This window comes from Loktanella gaetbuli (assembly GCF_020531945.1).
Classification (GTDB): domain Bacteria; phylum Pseudomonadota; class Alphaproteobacteria; order Rhodobacterales; family Rhodobacteraceae; genus Loktanella; species Loktanella gaetbuli.
Genome location: NZ_JAJATZ010000004.1, coordinates 183,925 through 200,850 on the forward strand (window position 1 = coordinate 183,925; position 16,926 = coordinate 200,850).

The 16,926-nt window shown below is 62.7% G+C and carries 16 protein-coding genes and 1 tRNA gene; 9 read left to right on the top strand and 8 right to left on the bottom strand.

Annotated elements, in window-relative coordinates:
- The first annotated feature begins 2 nt into the window (after positions 1-2).
- From LGQ03_RS10315 to LGQ03_RS10325, 3 genes are read left to right on the top strand one after another with little or no spacing between them, the layout of a single operon-like run.
- Positions 3-1,076 (top strand): microcin C ABC transporter permease YejB, encoded by a 1,074-nt coding sequence (locus LGQ03_RS10315; RefSeq protein WP_226748327.1) that lies wholly within the window; start codon positions 3-5, stop codon positions 1,074-1,076.
- 1 nt (position 1,077) lies between these two features.
- Positions 1,078-2,253 carry an ABC transporter permease gene (locus tag LGQ03_RS10320; protein ID WP_090159028.1) on the top strand — a complete coding sequence of 392 codons (1,176 nt, stop codon included), beginning with the start codon at positions 1,078-1,080 and terminating at the stop codon, positions 2,251-2,253.
- A complete protein-coding gene (locus tag LGQ03_RS10325) occupies positions 2,250-3,845 on the top strand; it encodes an ABC transporter ATP-binding protein (protein ID WP_226748328.1) in 1,596 nt (531 codons plus the stop codon). The genes LGQ03_RS10320 and LGQ03_RS10325 overlap by 4 nt, the downstream gene beginning before the upstream one ends.
- An 18-nt stretch (positions 3,846-3,863) precedes the next feature.
- Here LGQ03_RS10325 and LGQ03_RS10330 read toward each other — a convergent pair whose 3' ends face one another.
- A complete protein-coding gene (locus LGQ03_RS10330; RefSeq protein WP_226748329.1) occupies positions 3,864-5,162 on the bottom strand; it encodes a D-alanyl-D-alanine carboxypeptidase family protein in 1,299 nt (432 codons plus the stop codon).
- A 372-nt stretch (positions 5,163-5,534) separates the two neighbouring features.
- Here LGQ03_RS10330 and clpS point away from each other — a divergent pair, with 372 nt between their 5' ends.
- Genes clpS through LGQ03_RS10345 form a run of 3 tightly spaced genes read left to right on the top strand, consistent with a single transcriptional unit; the run spans position 5,535 to position 7,701 of the window.
- Positions 5,535-5,882 carry an ATP-dependent Clp protease adapter ClpS gene (gene clpS / locus LGQ03_RS10335; RefSeq protein ID WP_056036708.1) on the top strand — a complete coding sequence of 116 codons (348 nt, stop codon included), beginning with the start codon at positions 5,535-5,537 and terminating at the stop codon, positions 5,880-5,882.
- A gap of 22 nt (positions 5,883-5,904) precedes the next feature.
- Complete coding sequence (locus LGQ03_RS10340) at positions 5,905-6,882, top strand: class I SAM-dependent methyltransferase (protein ID WP_226748330.1); 978 nt, start codon at positions 5,905-5,907, stop codon at positions 6,880-6,882.
- Between the two features lie 12 nt (positions 6,883-6,894).
- The gene (locus tag LGQ03_RS10345; RefSeq protein ID WP_090159024.1) at positions 6,895-7,701 is read left to right on the top strand and encodes an SDR family NAD(P)-dependent oxidoreductase; all 807 of its coding nucleotides are present in this window, start codon (positions 6,895-6,897) and stop codon (positions 7,699-7,701) included.
- Here LGQ03_RS10345 and LGQ03_RS10350 read toward each other — a convergent pair whose 3' ends face one another.
- Positions 7,702-8,079 carry a hypothetical protein gene (locus tag LGQ03_RS10350; protein WP_090159023.1) on the bottom strand — a complete coding sequence of 126 codons (378 nt, stop codon included), beginning with the start codon at positions 8,077-8,079 and terminating at the stop codon, positions 7,702-7,704. It abuts the gene before it with no gap.
- An 83-nt stretch (positions 8,080-8,162) separates the two neighbouring features.
- Between LGQ03_RS10350 and hemF the strand changes: the two genes are divergently transcribed.
- Positions 8,163-9,053 (top strand): oxygen-dependent coproporphyrinogen oxidase, encoded by an 891-nt coding sequence (gene hemF / locus LGQ03_RS10355; RefSeq protein WP_226748331.1) that lies wholly within the window; start codon positions 8,163-8,165, stop codon positions 9,051-9,053.
- 89 nt (positions 9,054-9,142) lie between these two features.
- On the top strand, positions 9,143-9,682 hold the full coding sequence (locus LGQ03_RS10360) for a cell wall hydrolase (RefSeq protein WP_404807647.1): 540 nt from the start codon (positions 9,143-9,145) through the stop codon (positions 9,680-9,682).
- Here LGQ03_RS10360 and LGQ03_RS10365 read toward each other — a convergent pair.
- Together LGQ03_RS10365 and hemE are read right to left on the bottom strand one after the other, a co-directional pair.
- Positions 9,679-10,305, bottom strand: a complete 627-nt coding sequence (locus LGQ03_RS10365; RefSeq protein WP_226748332.1) for an FMN-binding negative transcriptional regulator — start codon at positions 10,303-10,305, stop codon at positions 9,679-9,681. The genes LGQ03_RS10360 and LGQ03_RS10365 overlap by 4 nt on opposite strands.
- Before the next feature lie 3 nt (positions 10,306-10,308).
- Complete coding sequence (hemE, locus tag LGQ03_RS10370; RefSeq protein WP_226748333.1) at positions 10,309-11,337, bottom strand: uroporphyrinogen decarboxylase; 1,029 nt, start codon at positions 11,335-11,337, stop codon at positions 10,309-10,311.
- 81 nt (positions 11,338-11,418) lie between these two features.
- Here hemE and hemC point away from each other — a divergent pair, with 81 nt between their 5' ends.
- Positions 11,419-12,357, top strand: coding sequence for a hydroxymethylbilane synthase (hemC, locus tag LGQ03_RS10375; protein WP_090159019.1), 939 nt, complete (start codon positions 11,419-11,421; stop codon positions 12,355-12,357).
- On the opposite strand, the gene LGQ03_RS10380 is transcribed toward hemC, so the two are convergent.
- From LGQ03_RS10380 to LGQ03_RS10395, 4 genes are all read right to left on the bottom strand, one after another.
- Positions 12,354-13,766, bottom strand: a complete 1,413-nt coding sequence (locus LGQ03_RS10380) for an FAD-binding oxidoreductase (RefSeq protein WP_226748334.1) — start codon at positions 13,764-13,766, stop codon at positions 12,354-12,356. The genes hemC and LGQ03_RS10380 overlap by 4 nt on opposite strands.
- A 119-nt stretch (positions 13,767-13,885) precedes the next feature.
- A tRNA-Met gene (locus LGQ03_RS10385) sits at positions 13,886-13,962 on the bottom strand.
- Between the two features lie 67 nt (positions 13,963-14,029).
- On the bottom strand, positions 14,030-15,013 hold the full coding sequence (locus LGQ03_RS10390) for an aldose epimerase family protein (RefSeq protein ID WP_226748335.1): 984 nt from the start codon (positions 15,011-15,013) through the stop codon (positions 14,030-14,032).
- Positions 14,998-16,899, bottom strand: coding sequence for a beta-galactosidase (locus tag LGQ03_RS10395; protein ID WP_226748336.1), 1,902 nt, complete (start codon positions 16,897-16,899; stop codon positions 14,998-15,000). The genes LGQ03_RS10390 and LGQ03_RS10395 overlap by 16 nt, the downstream gene beginning before the upstream one ends.
- Positions 16,900-16,926 lie beyond the last annotated feature (27 nt).

Below are 16,926 nucleotides of genomic sequence, written 5' to 3' on the forward strand. Positions count from 1 at the left end.
CCATGGGCGCCTATATCCTGAGACGGTTGTTGCTGGTGATTCCCACGTTGTTGGGGATCATGATCATCAACTTTGCCCTGATCCAGTTTGTCCCTGGCGGGCCGATCGAACAGATCATCGCCCGCATGGAAGGCGGCGGTGACGTGTTCGAGGGCATCTCGGGTGGGGGTGGCGAAATAACGGGTGGCGGCGATTCCGATTATATTGGTGGTCGCGGTCTGCCCGCCGATTTCATCGCGGAACTGGAGGCCGAATTCGGTTTCGACAAACCGCCACTGGAACGGTTCCTGAACATGATGTGGAACTACATGCGGCTGGATTTCGGAGAGAGCTATTTCCGGTCCATCAGCGTGTTCGATCTGGTGATGGAAAAAATGCCCGTCTCGATCACGTTGGGCCTGTGGTCCACGCTGATCGCCTATCTGATTTCGATCCCGCTGGGCATCCGCAAGGCGATCCGCGATGGCACGCGGTTTGACACCTGGACCTCTGCGGCGATCATCGTAGGCTACGCGATCCCGGGTTTTCTGTTCGCGATCCTGCTGATCGTGCTGTTCGCCGGCGGCAGCTATTACCAGATTTTCCCGCTGCGTGGCCTGACCTCCAACAATTTCGAAGAGCTGTCACTGGTCGGCAAGGTGCTGGATTATCTGTGGCACATCATCCTGCCGGTCACGGCGCTGACGATTTCATCCTTTGCCACGCTGACGCTGCTGACCAAGAACAGCTTTCTTGACGAGATCAAGAAACAATACGTCATCACCGCCAAGGCCAAGGGGCTGGGCGAACGCCAGATCCTGTATAAACACGTGTTCCGCAACGCCATGCTGATCGTGATTTCAGGTTTTCCAGCGCTGTTTGTCAGTGTGTTCTTTGGGGGGTCGCTGATTATCGAGACGCTTTTTTCGCTGGACGGTCTGGGCCGTCTGGGATTCGAAGCTGCGGTCGCGCGTGACTATCCGGTGGTGTTCGGCACGCTGTTCGCCTTTTCGCTGCTGGGACTGATCGTCGGCATCCTGACCGATCTGACCTATGTGCTGATCGACCCGCGCATCGATTTCGAGGGGAGGGGCTGACATGAGCCAGACCGAAGCCTCTGACGTGGCCTTGACGGGCGGCGCTGCAACCGCCCCCGCGCGTCGCAAGCCACGGCTGTCGCCGCTGAACCAGCGCCGCTGGCGCAATTTCAAACGCAACCGCCGGGCGCTGTGGTCGCTGGTGATCTTTGGCATTCTGTTCGGACTGTCGCTGTTCGCCGAAGTGCTGGCCAACGACAAACCGTTGCTGGTCAGCTACCGGGGCGAGGTGCGCGCGCCCATCATCTCGTTCTATTCCGAGCAGGATTTCGGCGGCGATTTCCCGACCGAGGCGGGCTATACCGATGTCGAGGTGCAATGCCTGATCAAGACAGGCGGTCTGCTGTCCTGTTTCGATGACCCGCAAGGACTGATCGACGCGGCCGAGGCCGGCAGCATTGACGATCCCGATTTCGTCAAGGGCTGGATGCTGTGGCCGCTGATCCCCTACAGCTATGACACGATCGTGGATATTCCGGGCGTGGCCCCATCGGCACCCGACGGCAACAACTGGCTGGGCACGGACGACACCAAACGCGATGTGGCGGCCCGGGTGATCTATGGATTCCGGCTGTCGATCCTGTTTGCGCTGATCGTGACAACGGCTGCATCGCTGATCGGCGTCGTTGCAGGTGCCGTACAGGGATACTTCGGCGGATGGACGGACCTGATCTTCCAGCGGATCATCGAAATCTGGACGGGCACGCCGTCCCTGTATGTCATCATCATCGTCTTTGCGATTCTTGGGCGAAGTTTCTGGTTGTTGGTGTTCCTGACCGTGCTGTTCGGCTGGCCTGCGCTGGTGGGTGTGGTGCGTGCCGAATTCCTGCGCGCGCGCAATTTCGAATATGTCCGGGCCGCCCGTGCGCTGGGCGTCAGTGACCGCACCATCATGTTCCGCCACATGCTGCCCAACGCCATGGTGGCGACCGTCACGATGCTGCCGTTTCTGGTGACCGGGTCCATCGCGACGCTGGCCAGCCTTGATTTCCTGGGCTTTGGTCTGCCGTCCTCGGCCCCGTCGCTGGGCGAATTGACCCTGCAGGCAAAACAGAACCTTCAGGCACCTTGGCTGGGGTTCACGGCATTCGTGACCTTTGCCGTGATGCTGTCGCTGCTGGTGTTCATTTTCGAAGGGATCCGTGACGCATTCGATCCCAGAAAGACGTTTCAATGAAACCAGTTCTCGAGGTGTCGAACCTGAACGTGCGGTTCAGGCAGGATGGGGCCGTGACCCATGCGGTGCGGGGTGTGTCATTCACCGTGGGGCGCGGTGAAACCGTCGCTCTGGTCGGTGAATCCGGGTCGGGCAAATCCGTCACGGCGCTGTCCACGGTGCAGCTCTTGGGGGATTCGGCGCAGTCCGACGGGTCGATCACCTATGAGGGCCGCGAAATGCTGGGCGCGTCAGAGGCAGACCTCCGCCGTGTGCGTGGCAACGACATCAGTTTCATCTTTCAGGAACCGATGACCTCGCTCAACCCGCTGCATACGATCGAACGGCAGCTGGGCGAATCCATCGTGTTGCATCAGGATTTGCGCGGCGATGCGGTGCGTGCCCGCGTGATCGAGATGCTGGAACAGGTGGGCATCCGCGACGCCGAACGCCGCCTGACCGCCTATCCGCACGAATTGTCCGGCGGCCAGCGCCAGCGGGTCATGATCGCGATGGCGCTGCTCAATGGTCCTGACCTGCTGATTGCGGACGAACCGACAACGGCGCTGGACGTGACGATTCAGGCGCAGATCCTGGATCTGCTGGCCGAGCTGAAGGCCAGCCAGGGCCTGTCGATGCTGTTCATCACGCACGACCTGACCATCGTGCGCAAGATCGCGGACCGCGTCTGCGTGATGAAGGACGGCGAGATCGTGGAAACAGGCCCCACGGCCGAGATTTTCGGCAATCCGCAACACCCCTATACACAGATGCTGCTGGCTGCCGAATCCGCAGGCGTGCCTGCCCCTGTCGCTGCGGATGCACCCGTCGTCGCACAAACCGAACAGCTGAAAATCTGGTTCCCGATCTATCGCGGTCTGCTGAAACGCACGGCCGGCTACGTCAAGGCGGTCAACGATGCCACGCTGTCCGTCAGGGCGGGGGAAACCATCGGCATCGTGGGCGAATCGGGGTCGGGTAAGACGACGACGGCGCTTGCGATCATGCGATTGATCCGGTCAGAGGGGGCGATCACCTTTCAGGGGGACCGCATCGACGGGTTGAGCCAGCGACAGATGCGCCCCTACCGCAGCGACATCCAGATCGTGTTTCAGGACCCCTACGGTAGCCTGTCGCCGCGCATGACGGTCGAACAGATCATCGCCGAAGGGCTGACCATCCACAATATCGACCCAGGCAGACCACGCCGCGACATGGTGGCTGAAATCATGACTGAGGTGGGGCTGTCGCCCGATCTGATGGACCGCTATCCGCACGAATTTTCGGGCGGTCAGCGTCAGCGTATCGCGATCGCGCGCGCCATGATCCTGCGCCCGAAACTGGTGGTGCTGGATGAACCGACATCGGCGCTGGACATGACGGTGCAGGTGCAAATCGTGGAATTGCTGCGCGATCTGCAACAGCGCTACGGCCTTGCCTACATCTTTATCAGCCACGACCTGAAGGTCGTGCGCGCCCTGTCGCACAAGGTCATGGTGATGAAACAGGGCGACGTGGTCGAAGCTGGACCTGCTGCCGATATTTTTGACAATCCACGCACTGATTATACCCGTGCGTTGATGGCGGCCGCATTCGAGGGTCGGGCGATCTGAACCGATCGCCCGTTTGCCTCAGCCCTCGGAGCCCAACATGAAACACGTCTGGTTGCGCGCCTGAAGCCTGCGACAGGCCAAGTCGGCGCCCTCGCGGGTCAGACCCATGAAATTCGCGTCAAACCCGCCTGATCGCTGCGTCACGCGGCGCACAGCACCTTCGAGGGTGCTCATCTCGTTCAGGGCAACCTGGATCAGAACCTTTTCCGCCTGGTAGCGGGAATTGAATCGGCCCACGTTCACGCCCCAATGCCGCCCGCCAGAGGTCGAAATGCGGGTGACGACCTCGGGGGCAGGGGCCATGGGCTGTGCCGCAGGGGCAGAACTGACCTGAATTGCCTCGGCCAGGGCGTCCTCGATGCTGGTGGTGTTCACGGCCAGTGCGACGGGGACCTCTGGTGCAGGGCGCATCGCGGGGCGAAGCGCCTCGCTGACGCGGCCTGTCACGCGCACGGTTTTGCCTGATCCGTTCTGCGTCGTGGGGCGTGCGTTGCCGGCCATGGCCACCTGTTCGGTTCCGGTGGTTGCGGGGATGTCGGGACGTTGCAGCGTGGCGACGGCCGGAGCGCGGTTGAATCCCATGTCCATCAGCTCGGTCATGCGGGCGTTACGCTGCGCGGTGGATGTGCCGCCAAAAACGGTGGCGATGATGCGTTCCTGACCGCGCTGCGCCGATGCCGTCAGGTTGAAACCGGCGGCGTTGGTGAAACCGGTCTTGATGCCGTCGGCCCCGGTATAGCTGTTCAGGAAACGCGTGTTGGTATGGCTGACCTGCCGGATCCCGGCGTCTGCGGTACGGCGCGAGAACAGGTTATAATACTGCGGGAAATCATAGATCACGTGGCGGCCCAGCACACTCATGTCGCGGGCGGTGGACAGGTGCCCGTTTTCGGTCAGGCCGTGTGCGTTGCGAAATGTCGTGTTGGTCATGCCCATCGCGGCGGCCGTGCGGTTCATCCGGGTCGCAAAGGCCTCTTCGGATCCTGAAATTGCCTCGCCGATGGCTGTCGCGGCATCGTTGGCGGATTTTACGGCAGCGGCTCGCAGCAGGAACCGCAGCTTGATCGTCTGTCCGGCCTGTAGCCCCAGCTTGGACGGGGGTTCGCTTGCGGCTTTGGATGAAATGCGGACCTCGGTGTCCAGCGTGATTTCACCACGCTGAATGGCCTGAAACGCGATATAAAGCGTCATCATCTTGGTCAGCGATGCCGGATGAAGCCGGGTGTCGGCATTGCGCGAATGCAGCACCTCTCCGGTGCGGGCATCCATCACCAACGCAGCATAGGGGGCAGCGAACGCCGCCACAGGGCTGAGCATCGTGATAAGCAATACAACGATAGTCGCACGAAGAGTGCGGGAGATAGGACGATTTTGCACGTCACCTGCCTTTTTGTCTGCCTCGGTATCCCGGAGTTTGCCCCGGTGATTACTCATTGAAGCCACGCTAGCACGAACAGCCTGACGACGAAAAGTCCCGATTTCAAAAGGGCTTGTGCCGTGTTGTTTCGGCACAATACGACATTTAGGGGGTGTGGCGGGTTGTTTGTGCCACATGCGGTAGGTGGCCACCGCGCGCTGCGACAATCCGCCGATCTGCGACGGATTGAGGCGTTTCGCCGCCGGGGGTTTTCACCAGGCCTATCAAGGTTATATAGACGTCTCACCGACATGGATCGAACCGGGATTGTGATGCGCTTGAACCAGCAGATGATGGCGGACAGGGACGATGATGACGATGGTCAGGACGACATCGGCGTCGCCCTGAAGACCAAACCGAAAACCAAACGTCCGCCCCTGTACAAGGTGCTGATCCTGAATGACGATTTCACGCCGATGGAATTCGTCGTCATGGTACTGGAACGGTTTTTCGGCATGACTCATGCACAGGCGTTTGACCTGATGCTGACGGTCCACAAGAAAGGCGTGGCTGTCGCCGGCGTCTACAGTCACGAAATCGCGGAAACAAAGGTGGCGCAGGTCATGGATTACGCCCAACGTCACCAGCATCCGCTGCAATGCACGATGGAGAAGGAATAGCGCCCCGCGCTGTTCCGCCCTGATGGCTGCTCTTTCCCGCCTCGCGACCGCCTTGGCCGACGGATCGCTGACCCTGCCGGACGGTCCCGTGACCGTCATGCGTCCCAACATGGACACCGACCTTTCGCCACTGATGGGTCAAGACGTGCTGATCCAGCATACCCACGCCCCAGAGGTCGAGGCCTTTCGCGCGGCTGGCTACACGGTCACGACCGATGCGGGCCCCGGTGCGACCACGATCGTTGTCGTGCCCCGGTTCAAGGCGCTTGCGCAATCGCTCGTAGCGCAGGCCGCAGCGGGTGGCGGTCTCGTCGTCGTTGACGGCCAGCGCAGCGACGGGATCGACAGTCTGTTCCGCGCCTGCCGCAAACGTCTGGGCAACCTGCCGTCCATACCCAAGGCGCATGGCCGCATTTTCTGGTTTCCGGCCACCGACGCATTCGCCGATTGGGCGGTCGGTGCACCTGCGCCGAATGCGGCGGGTCACTATACGACGGCGGGCGTGTTTTCCGATGGCGATGTGGATCGTGGCTCCGCGTTGCTGGCGCGGGCACTGCCGGCAAAACTGCCCGGTGCAATGGCCGATCTGGGGGCTGGCTGGGGCTATCTGTCCAGCGAAATTCTGCGCCGTGACAAGGTGACGTCACTGGCGCTGGTCGAATCCGAGGCGCTGGCCCTCGACTGTGCACGGCTGAACATCAAGGATCCACGTGCGACGTTCCACTGGGCCGATGCGCTGACGTTCCGGCCGGACCGCAAATTCGACGGTATCGTGATGAACCCGCCGTTTCATACGGGGTCCAAGGGCACGCCTGCGCTGGGGCAGGGGTTCATCGCCGCGGCTGCGCGGATGCTGACCCCGAACGGCCAACTGTGGATGGTCGCCAACCGGCATTTGCCCTACGAGGCCGCGCTGCGTGATCATTTCCGGCGGGTCGAAGAACTGCCCGGCGACGGGGCGTTCAAGCTGTTCCACGCCAGTCGCCCCGGCACATCCTGACAGGAGACAATCATGTCATTTTCGATCAAGGGCCGCACGGCCATCGTGACCGGTGCTGCCAATGGTGTGGGCCTTGCGGTTGCCCGCAGTTTCGTGCGCGCAGGCGCGAATGTCGTCTTTGCCGACATTGACGAGGCGGCCTTGACCGAAGAGGTGGGCGAGCTTGCCAAGGAGGACAACGTGCTGCTGTTCTCGGGCGATCTGCGCGAAAAACTGGCGGTGGCAAACCTGCTGTCTGCGACGGTCGATGCCTTTGACCGGGTGGATATCCTCGTTAACGCGGCGCGACAGGTCATCCCGTCCGAACCGCTTGACCCCGACGATACATCGGTCAGCAACATGCTGGACCAGAACCTGCTGCTGCCGCTGCGCCTGTCGCAGGCGGTCGCGCGGCGGTTCATCAAACAGGCTGGCGATGCTGCACCTGACGATTCCAGCATCGGCTGCATCGTGAACCTGTCGTCGATTTCCGCCCGGCGTGCACACCCCGAACTGCTGGGGTTTTCCATCGCTTCGGCGGCACTGGAACAGATGACCCGCAGTCTGGCCGTGGCCCTCGCCCCCGAGAAAATCAGAGTGAACGCCGTATCCGTTGGATCGGTGTTGTCGGCATCGCTGCGCGGCTGGATCAAGGATCACGGCGACGCGCGTGCGGCCATCATCGAAAGCACGCCGATGCACCGGATCGCCAACGCGGCAGAGGTGGCGGATACCGTGCAATATCTGGCTTCTGATGCCGCCAGCTTTGTCACGGGCGAGGTCATCACCGTGGACGGTGGCCGCACCCTGCTGGATCCGGCCGCCGTTTCGGTTCACTGATCAGGCAGGAAACATCCGCCGACATTCGGCCACGGCGGCATCGGTCCGGCGCTGCAGTTGCGCGCGTGTGGCGAGCAACTGATCCAGCGTGTCGCGTTCCGTTTCCAGATTGATTGCCTGCGGCACCGCCACATTGCGCACGCGCACGTCGGTACAGCCAAACCGGAAACCGTTGTCCTCGGTCCGGCAGAACGTGGGTCTGCGCGTCACGCGCTGCTGCTGGTCAACGGCAAAGCCGCGCTCCAGATTGGCCTCGGTCTGGGCGATCAAAAAGGCATTGATCCGCAGGTCCTGCGTTGCATTCGACAGGCATTGTTCCTGTGGCGTGGCACAGGCGGCCATGACGGCCAGCGGCGCAAGTGCGATTACCCATTTCATCGTGAAAATCCTCTGAACTGCTCTGGTCCGGTCGAGTGGAGCAAGGCATAAGATGTTATGCAATATCACGGGGGCAAGGGTTGATGGCTGATTTGATGGATACCGAAAAGGCGCGCGCCAGCGGCTGGTTTGAAACCCTGCGCGATCAGATCGTCACAGCCTTTGAGGGACTGGAAGACAGCCAGACCAGTGGCCCCACGGCCGACCTGCCCGCAGGCCGGTTCGAACGCACGGTGACTGCGCGCACGTCCGAGGATGGATCGGACGCGGGCGGTGGTGTCATGTCCGTGATGCGCGGTGGCAGGGTCTTTGAAAAGGTGGGTGTGAACACCTCGACGGTTTACGGCCAGCTGGGCGAGGCGGCACAGCGTGCCATGGCCGCGCGCGGTGTGCCGGGCATGGCGGACGATCCGCGTTTCTGGGCGTCGGGCATCAGCTTGGTCGCGCATATGCAAAACCCCCATGCCCCTGCGGTGCACATGAACACGCGCATGTTCTGGACACCCCACGCCTGGTGGTTCGGCGGCGGGTCCGACCTGAACCCCTGCATCGAATACGAAGAGGACACCGCCCATTTCCACGCCACGCAGCAGGCGCATCTGGACCCGCATGGCACCGACCACTATCCCCGGCTCAAGGCCTGGGCGGACGAGTATTTCTACATCCCGCACCGCAATCGCGCGCGTGGCGTCGGCGGCATCTTTATGGATGACCACTGCACCGGCGACTGGGAATCTGATTTCACCCTGACGCAGGACATCGGCCGTGCATTCCTGCCCGCCTATGTCCCTCTTGTGGAACGGCGCCGCGACATGCCCTGGTCGGACGCGGACAAGGATGCACAGCTGATCCATCGCGGGCTCTATGCGGAATACAACCTGGTCTATGATCGGGGTACAAAATTCGGCCTGACCACCGGGCACGACGCGAATGCCGTGCTGATGAGCCTGCCACCACTGGCGAAATGGGTCTGACGGCGGTGCGGCGCGCATGGCGCAATGTTGTCTTGAGCGATCCAGCACCTTGCGCATAATCTGTCGCAAACGAGCTTCGGGGACATGATATGATGGCAACTTCGGCTTTGCGTCTGGGGACGATGGCGGCAGTTTTGTCGCTGACGACCGCTTGCGGGTTCTTTGGCGGCAAGGACGACGTGACGGATGGGCCGCAGATGCGGTTCAGTGACGATAGCGTTGAATGCATGGAACGGGCGATGTTCTTTGAATCGCACAGATCCAGCCGTGACGGATTAATGGCTGTCGGTACTGTCGTGATGAACCGCGTGGCGTCGCCTGATTTTCCGAACACGGTCTGCGGCGTGGTCGGCCAGCGTAACCAGTTTGCGCCCGGCGTCATGACACGCCCGATGAATTCTGCCGCCATGCCAGGCGTGCAGGCTGCCGCCCGCGCGGTGCTGGCGGGCGAACGGCACCCGATGGTCGGCGGCGCGCGGTTTTTCCATCAAAAGGATCACCGTTTTTCCTATGACAACATGCATTACGTCGTCACGGCGGGTGGAAATGCGTTCTACGAAAAACGCAAGTCACACCTTGTCACGCAGCCTGCGCCGCTGCCGCAGATCGAAGGGCTGACGCCCCTCTAGCGTGCGGCGCGCAGCACGTCGGCGAGGGCGCGGCCCATTTCGCCACTGGCCGCAAGGCCGTCAGCGGTGCCGTTGCGGTCGGCCTCTGGTTTGTTTTGGTTGATTTTCCACGCACCTTCGATCCGGTCGACGGTCATGCGCAGCCCGATGATGCCGCGTTGGCGCGCGGCGATATAGCCGTCAGGCGCATCATTGACGGACCACGGTTCTGCACGCGGTCGTTCGTTGTGGTCGGTCAGATCGTGCAGGTGTTGCAACAGGTCGGCATCGTCCTGCATCGGTGCGACGGTGCCATGCGCGTGCACCACGATGTAGGTCCAGGTCGGGACGACTTTGCCGTGCTCTGCCTTGCTGGGATAGAACGAGGGCGAGATATAGGCCTGCGGTCCTTGAAAAATCGCAACGGTTGGGTGGCCTGCACACAACGCGCCGGCGTGCGGATTGCCGCGCGCGACATGGGTTTCCAGCGTCACCACCGGGCCCGTGTCGCGCAACAGCAGCGGGGCATGCGTCACCTGCATGCCCTCTGCCGTCTGCGTGACAAGTGCGGCGAACTGAATATCGCGGATCGCTTTGTGCAAAACCTCTGGCCGGTCCTCGGCAAAGGCGGGCGGCACATACATGGGTCAGCCGCCCCGCACCGTGTCGATCATCAGTTGCACATTTGCCGGATCAGCATCCGGCGTGATCCCGTGACCAAGGTTGAAGATATGTGGCCCCTTGGCAAAGGCGTCGCAGATCGCGCGCGTTTCGCGCACCAGATCATCGCCGCCGCTGACCATGTGGCGCGAGGCGAGGTTGCCCTGCACACAGCCGTCCTTTTGCACGGCACCCGCGGCCCAGCCAGCGGTCACGCCGTCATCCAGCGCGATGCAATCGGCACCGATGGCCTGATGCAGCCCTTCGTACTTTTCACCCGCGCCGCGCGGAAACGCGATGACCGGCACGCCGGGGTGTTTCGCCTTGAGCGCGGCGGTGATGCGCGCGGCGGGGGCCACGGCGTATTTTTCGAAATCAGCGCCAGTCAGTGACCCGGCCCAGCTGTCGAAAATCTTGACGACCTCGGCACCGGCCTCGATCTGTTTGGACAGGTAGTGGATCGTGCCTTCGGTGATCTTGTCCAGCAGGGCCTCGAAAACCGGACGATCCTCGTCCTTGAGCCTGTGCGCAGGCCCCTGATCGGGTGTGCCCTGACCTGCGATCATGTAGGTCGCGACGGTCCAGGGCGCGCCTGCGAAACCGATCAATGTCGTCTCGGACGGCAATTCCCGCGACAGGATTTTAACTGTCTCGTAGATGGGGGACAGCACCTCGTCGATGTCGTCGACCGGACCCAGCTTGTCCAGATCGGACTGGCTGGTGATCGTGGACAGGCGCGGGCCTTCGCCCGTGACGAACCACAGGTCCGCACCCAATGCCTGCGGCAGCAACAGAATATCGGCAAACAGGATCGCCGCATCAAACCCGTAGCGACGGATCGGTTGCAACGTGACCTCGGCCGCCAGTTCGGGGTTATAGCACAGGGACAGGAAATCGCCCGCCTGCGCGCGGGTCGCCTTGTATTCCGGCAGGTATCGACCCGCTTGCCGCATCATCCAGATCGGTGGTGTCGGCAGTGTTTCGCCCGCCAGTGCGCGCAGGATAGTTTTTGTCATATCAGTCCCTTTTGTCTGGGGTTTTGATCCAACGTGACACCTGCCGTTGTCAAGCGAACGTGACACCGCTAACAAACACTTATGACAGAAAAAATGCCCACACCCGACGCTCCCTTCAAGATCGGCACCCGCGGTTCGCCGCTGGCGCTGGCACAGGCGCATGAGACGCGCGCGCGCCTCTCGGCTGCCTTTGACTTGCCGCAGGAGGCCTTTGAAATCACGGTGATCAAGGTCACTGGTGATCAGATCCTGGACAAACCGCTGCGCGAAATCGACGGCAAGGGCCTGTTTACCCGCGAAATCGAAGAGGCGCTGCTGGCGGGCGATATCGACATCGCGGTCCATTCGACCAAGGACATGCCGACCCGGCAGCCTGACGGGCTGGTGATGGACTGCTACCTGCCGCGCGAGGATGTGCGCGATGCGTTCGTCTCGCTGAAATACCGGTCCTTGGCCGAAATGCCCGATGGTGCGGTCGTGGGCACGTCATCCACGCGTCGCCGCGCGCAGCTTGCGGCCCGGTTTCCGCACCTGCAAGTGGTCGAATTCCGGGGCAACGTGCAGACCCGGTTGAAAAAACTGGCGGATGGAGTCGCGGATGCAACATTCCTCGCGACGGCGGGTCTGAACCGGTTGGGCATGGCCGATGTGCCGTATTTCCCCATTTCGCCGGACGACATGCTGCCCGCGATTGCCCAAGGCGCCATCGGGATCGAACGGCGTATCGGGGACGACAGGGCAGACCGTATGCTGGCTGCGATCCACGACGCGCCCACGGGCCACCGTCTGGCCGCCGAACGGGCGCTGCTGGCGGGGCTGGACGGGTCGTGCGAGACGCCAATCGGGGGGCTGGCCGAACTGGACGGCGATACCCTGCATCTGCGCGGGGAGATCCTGCGCCATGACGGCAGCCGCGTGCTGACCGAGGTCGCGACAGGCTGGGTCGAACAGGGCCCCGACATGGGCCGCGACATGGCGGCAAAACTGCTGGCAGAGGCGGGCGAAGGTTTCTTTGACTAGGCGTCCGGCAGCATTTTACCCGGATTCATGATCCCGTGCGGGTCGAGGGCTGCCTTGATCGCGCGCATCGCATCCAGTGCGGCGGGGTCCTTGTGCCGGGCCATGCTGATGCGTTTGGACAGGCCGATGCCGTGTTCTGCACTGAAGGACCCGTTCAGGTCCGCCGTCACGGCATCGACCATGGCGCGGATCGCGTGGATCAACGCGGGGTCGTCGCGGCTGGGATAGGCGACATAATGGACGTTGCCGTCACCCAGATGTGACACGGCCCAATCGGTGGCATCCGGGTCCAGTGCCAACAGACCCGACCGGACGTTGCGCAGAAAGGCATCCACGTCGGTCAGGCCGACGGCCACGTCTGTGTCCACCAATGGCCGTTTGCGAAACCCGATTTCGCCCGCGGCCTCGCGGCGGGCCCACATGTCCCTGCGCTGCGCCTCGGATGCGACGACATGGGCGTCCAGCACGGTGCCGTCCGCGATCATCTGGCCGAGGATGTCCTCCAGCAGGTTGGTGATCGGCACGGTGCCGTCGGCCAGCGGCGTGGTGTCCTGCGCTGCCGTGGCACCCAGCTCGATCAGGATGTTGACCGGATAGCGTCGGTCGAACGGGGGTCTTGCGTCAGGTTTGATGGCCAGATGTCCGTCGATATAGGTGTCGGGCATGAATTCGAACGCCTCGACAGCGCCGCGGCTTGCGTCCTGCACGCGGTTCAGCAGGTCAAGGGCCGGCCCCAGATCGTTCAGTGCGACCATCGCGGTGGCATAGGCGCGGGGTTTGGGAAACAGGCGCAGCACGGCCGCCGTGATGATGCCCAGCGTGCCCTCGGCCCCGATCATCAGATGCTTGAGGTTCAGGCCGGTGTTGTCCTTGTGCAGGTGTCCCATCAGGTCCATCACGCGGCCGTTCGGCAGTACGGCTTCGATCCCCAGCACCAGATCCCGCGTATTGCCATAGCGCCGGACATTCGATCCGCCCGCATTGGTCGACAAGACCCCGCCGATCATCGCCGACCCGCGCGCGCCAAAGGTCAGCGGAAAGATCAGGTCATGCGCCGCGGCAGCGTCGTGCATCTGCGAGAGAATCACGCCTGCATCAACCACGGCGCTGCGCGCGGTGGCGTCGATGGCGCGGATCGTTTTCATCCTGTCCAGCGACAGCAACAGGCCGCCCTGCGTTGACGCACCGCCGTTCAGGCCAGTGTTGCCAGAAATCGGCACGACCGCCGTGCCCGAGGCCTGCGCCGCCCGCATCACCGCGCTGACGCCTACGGTATCGCGTGGCCGGACCACGGCAAGGGGCGCGCTGGTGTAGCCACCTGTCCAATCGTGGCACCAAGGTCCCATGGCGTCGCCGGTCACGACGGCATCATCACCCAGTTCGGTTCGCAGTGCTGCAAGAATATCCATGCCGCAAGTTGTGACCACGACGCAGCCGCTGTGCAAGCCGCAAAACCTGCCGTGGGCAGTTCGCTTGCCAAACGCCGACGGCACCATCATGCGCAGGCATCAAGACTGTCTGAAAAGGGTGGTGGCGTGGGGGAGACTTGAACTCCCGACCTATCGATTATGAGTCGATCGCTCTAACCAACTGAGCTACCGCGCCTCACCACGGGCGCTGAACTAGGCCCATTGCGCCGGGGTGTCAAACCGAATTTGCGCATTTCGCGCGGTTATTCCGTCCGGTCAAAGCGCCAGGTCGTTGTCTGGCGATAGGGGGCATCAGGTTTCAGCAGGACAGACGGAAAATCGCGGTGTGCCGGCGCGTCCGGCCAGTCCTGCGCTTCGAGTGCGAACCCCTCGTAGGGGGAAGCCCCGGGGCGTAGGCCTACGTGGTTGTCGAACACCTGCACGCCCGTGCGATCGGTCGCCAGCGTCATTCGCAAGCCGCTTTTTCCGGTCAGCGTCACCACCTCGCGCAGGGCCGTTGGCTGGTCCGACAGGCAAAAGTTGTGGTCCAGCATCGGATCACCTGGCACGGGCGTGCGCGCTGTGCGAAAATCCATGCCGGTGCCGGCCACGGGTGCGATCTCGCCTGTCACGAGGTTATCGGCATCGGTCGGCAGATAATGTTCGGCCGCGATCCCGAGGCTGTGACCCTGCCATGTTCGGCTGCCGTCCATGTTCCACATCGAATGGTTCGCGATGTTCATCAGGGTCAGCTCGTCCGTGGTGCCTGTCAGGTCCATGGTCAGTGTCGCGGGTGCTGTGATCTTGAACCGGGCGGTGATGACGCGTTGGCCGGGCAATCCGCAATCGCCATCCTGCAAGGTTAGCTGCAGGGTCGCCGCGTCCGGTGCGTGGTCGATGACCTGCCAGACGCGGGCATGCATGCCATCGCTGCCCGAATGCAGCGTCATGCGACCGTCCTGATTGCGTTCCAGTTCATACATCATGCCATCCAGCGTCACACGACCAGCGCCGATGCGGTTTGCGACAGGACCCACCAATGCGCCGTGGTATGGCATCGGCCCCTCGTAGTCGGACAGCGTGTCGGACATCAGCGTCAGGCTGTGCGGCACACCGGCCAGCCGCACGTCCTGCAAGCGCGCGCCGTAGGTCAGCAGATCGACGCGCAGATCACCCTGGGTCAGCGTCAGGACGTGGACGTCCTCGCCCGTTTTGGTCGTGCCGAACGGGGTCATCGTTTCACCCATGCGACACCGGCGGCGGGGATTGTCTGACCGTTCCAATCGACGGGATCTGCTCCATAGTTAAAGGCGAATGTGGCCTCTGGCGTTTCGCGCAGCCGCAGGCCGCCGGGCATATCCTGTGTCGCGACGCCGACCTCTGCGCAGGTGGTGCGCAGGATATCGACAAATGTCTCATCCGAGGGCCAGCCTGCCAGATAGCGCAGATGGTCGCCGCCCATGATTGCAGGGCGTCCGTCGGCGGTGCGGTGATGAACGGTGGCGGTGCCGTCGAGTGCCTCGAACCAGTGGCGGAAGGCACCGCCGCCCTCCAGTGCGATCGCATCCGAGGGCGGGATGCTCTCGGTCAGGGTGACGGTCACATCGGTGCCGGGCAGATTGGGTCCCATCGGATTGGGGATCGTCAGATCAGGGGTCTTCACATCCGTGCGCGGCCCGATCAAGGCCACGCCCGTGAACCGGGCGAGCGCGTCGCGCAGGTTGTCCGACAGGGTCAGCAGACCGGGGGCCAGCACCAGTTTGTAGGCAGACAAATCGGCGCAATCGGGGGGCAGAATGTCGATACTCAGCCCCAGTTTGCGCAAGCCACGGTATGCTGCAAACGCAAGGCGGAACATCTCGAAATCCGCGCCCTGCGGCTGGGCATCCCAGGCCCATGCGCTTTCATAATCGAACACCAGGGCCACGGGTGCCGTGCCCGCGCTGACGTCCGGTAGTTGTGCCAGTTCATCTGCGACCTGACGCGCCTCGGCCAGTCCGGGGGCCTCGGCATCATCGGGGCGCAACAGCCCTGCGTGCATCTGTTCCTGGGCAAAGGGGGCCTGCCGCCAGCGGAAATAGCAGACAGCCTCTGCGCCGTGGGCGAATGCCTCCCATGACCACAGGCGGACCATGCCGGGGAGGGGGGCCGGGTTGTAGGGGGCCCAGTTCACCGGGCCGGGTTGCTGTTCCATCACCCACAACCGTCCCTTGCCGACGGCACGGTAGAGATCATGGTGGAACGCCTGATTGTCGGGGTGGCCCTGACGCAGGAATGCCTGTTTTTCGGCCTCGGTCCCCTCGATCCGGTCGGACAGAAAGCCGATGGGGTAACTATCCCAGCTGGCGATATCCAGATCGGCCCCGACCGCATAGTGATCAAAGGTCAACGTGCGACCCATGTAGTTGTGGATCAGCGGCGTATCGGTGAGGTCGCGCAGCACATCCACCTGCACGCGGTTGAACGCCACCACCTGATCGGAACTGTAGCGCCGGAAATCCAGCACATGGCTGGGGTTCGGTTCGGTGACCGTCAGATTAGGCAGGTCGATCTGATCAAAGCTGTCGTAGTCCATCGACCAGAACACATTGCCCCAGGCGCGGTTCAGCGCGTCGGTGGATTGATATTTCTGCGCCAGCCAGTCCTGGAAACCAGCACGGGCTGCGTCCGAATAAGACAGGCAAGTGTCATGACAATCGTATTCGTTGTCGATCTGCCAGGCGGCCACATGCGGATTGCGGCCATAGCGTTCGCCCATCAGGCGCGCGATACGGCGGCAGGCGTCACGGTAGGGCAGGTAGCTGAAATCGTAATGCCGGCGCGATCCGAACTTGCGCGGGCGGCCCTGCGCATCGACGGCGATCATGTCGGGCATCTGGTCCACCAGCCATCGGGGCGGCGTCGCGGTCGGCGTGCCCATCACGACCTTTAGCCCGGCGTCGCCCAGCACGGCCACGGCGCGATCCAGCCAGTCCCAGTCGAACGTACCGGGGGCGGGCTCGATCCGCTGCCACGCGAATTCACCGATCCGCACCCAGGTCAGGCCCGCTGCGACCATGCGGGCCGCGTCGGATGCCCACTGCGTTTCGGGCCAGTGTTCCGGGTAATAGCAGACGCCCAATGTGCGGTTCATGTCGGACCCTTTGTCGTATTTTGAAAT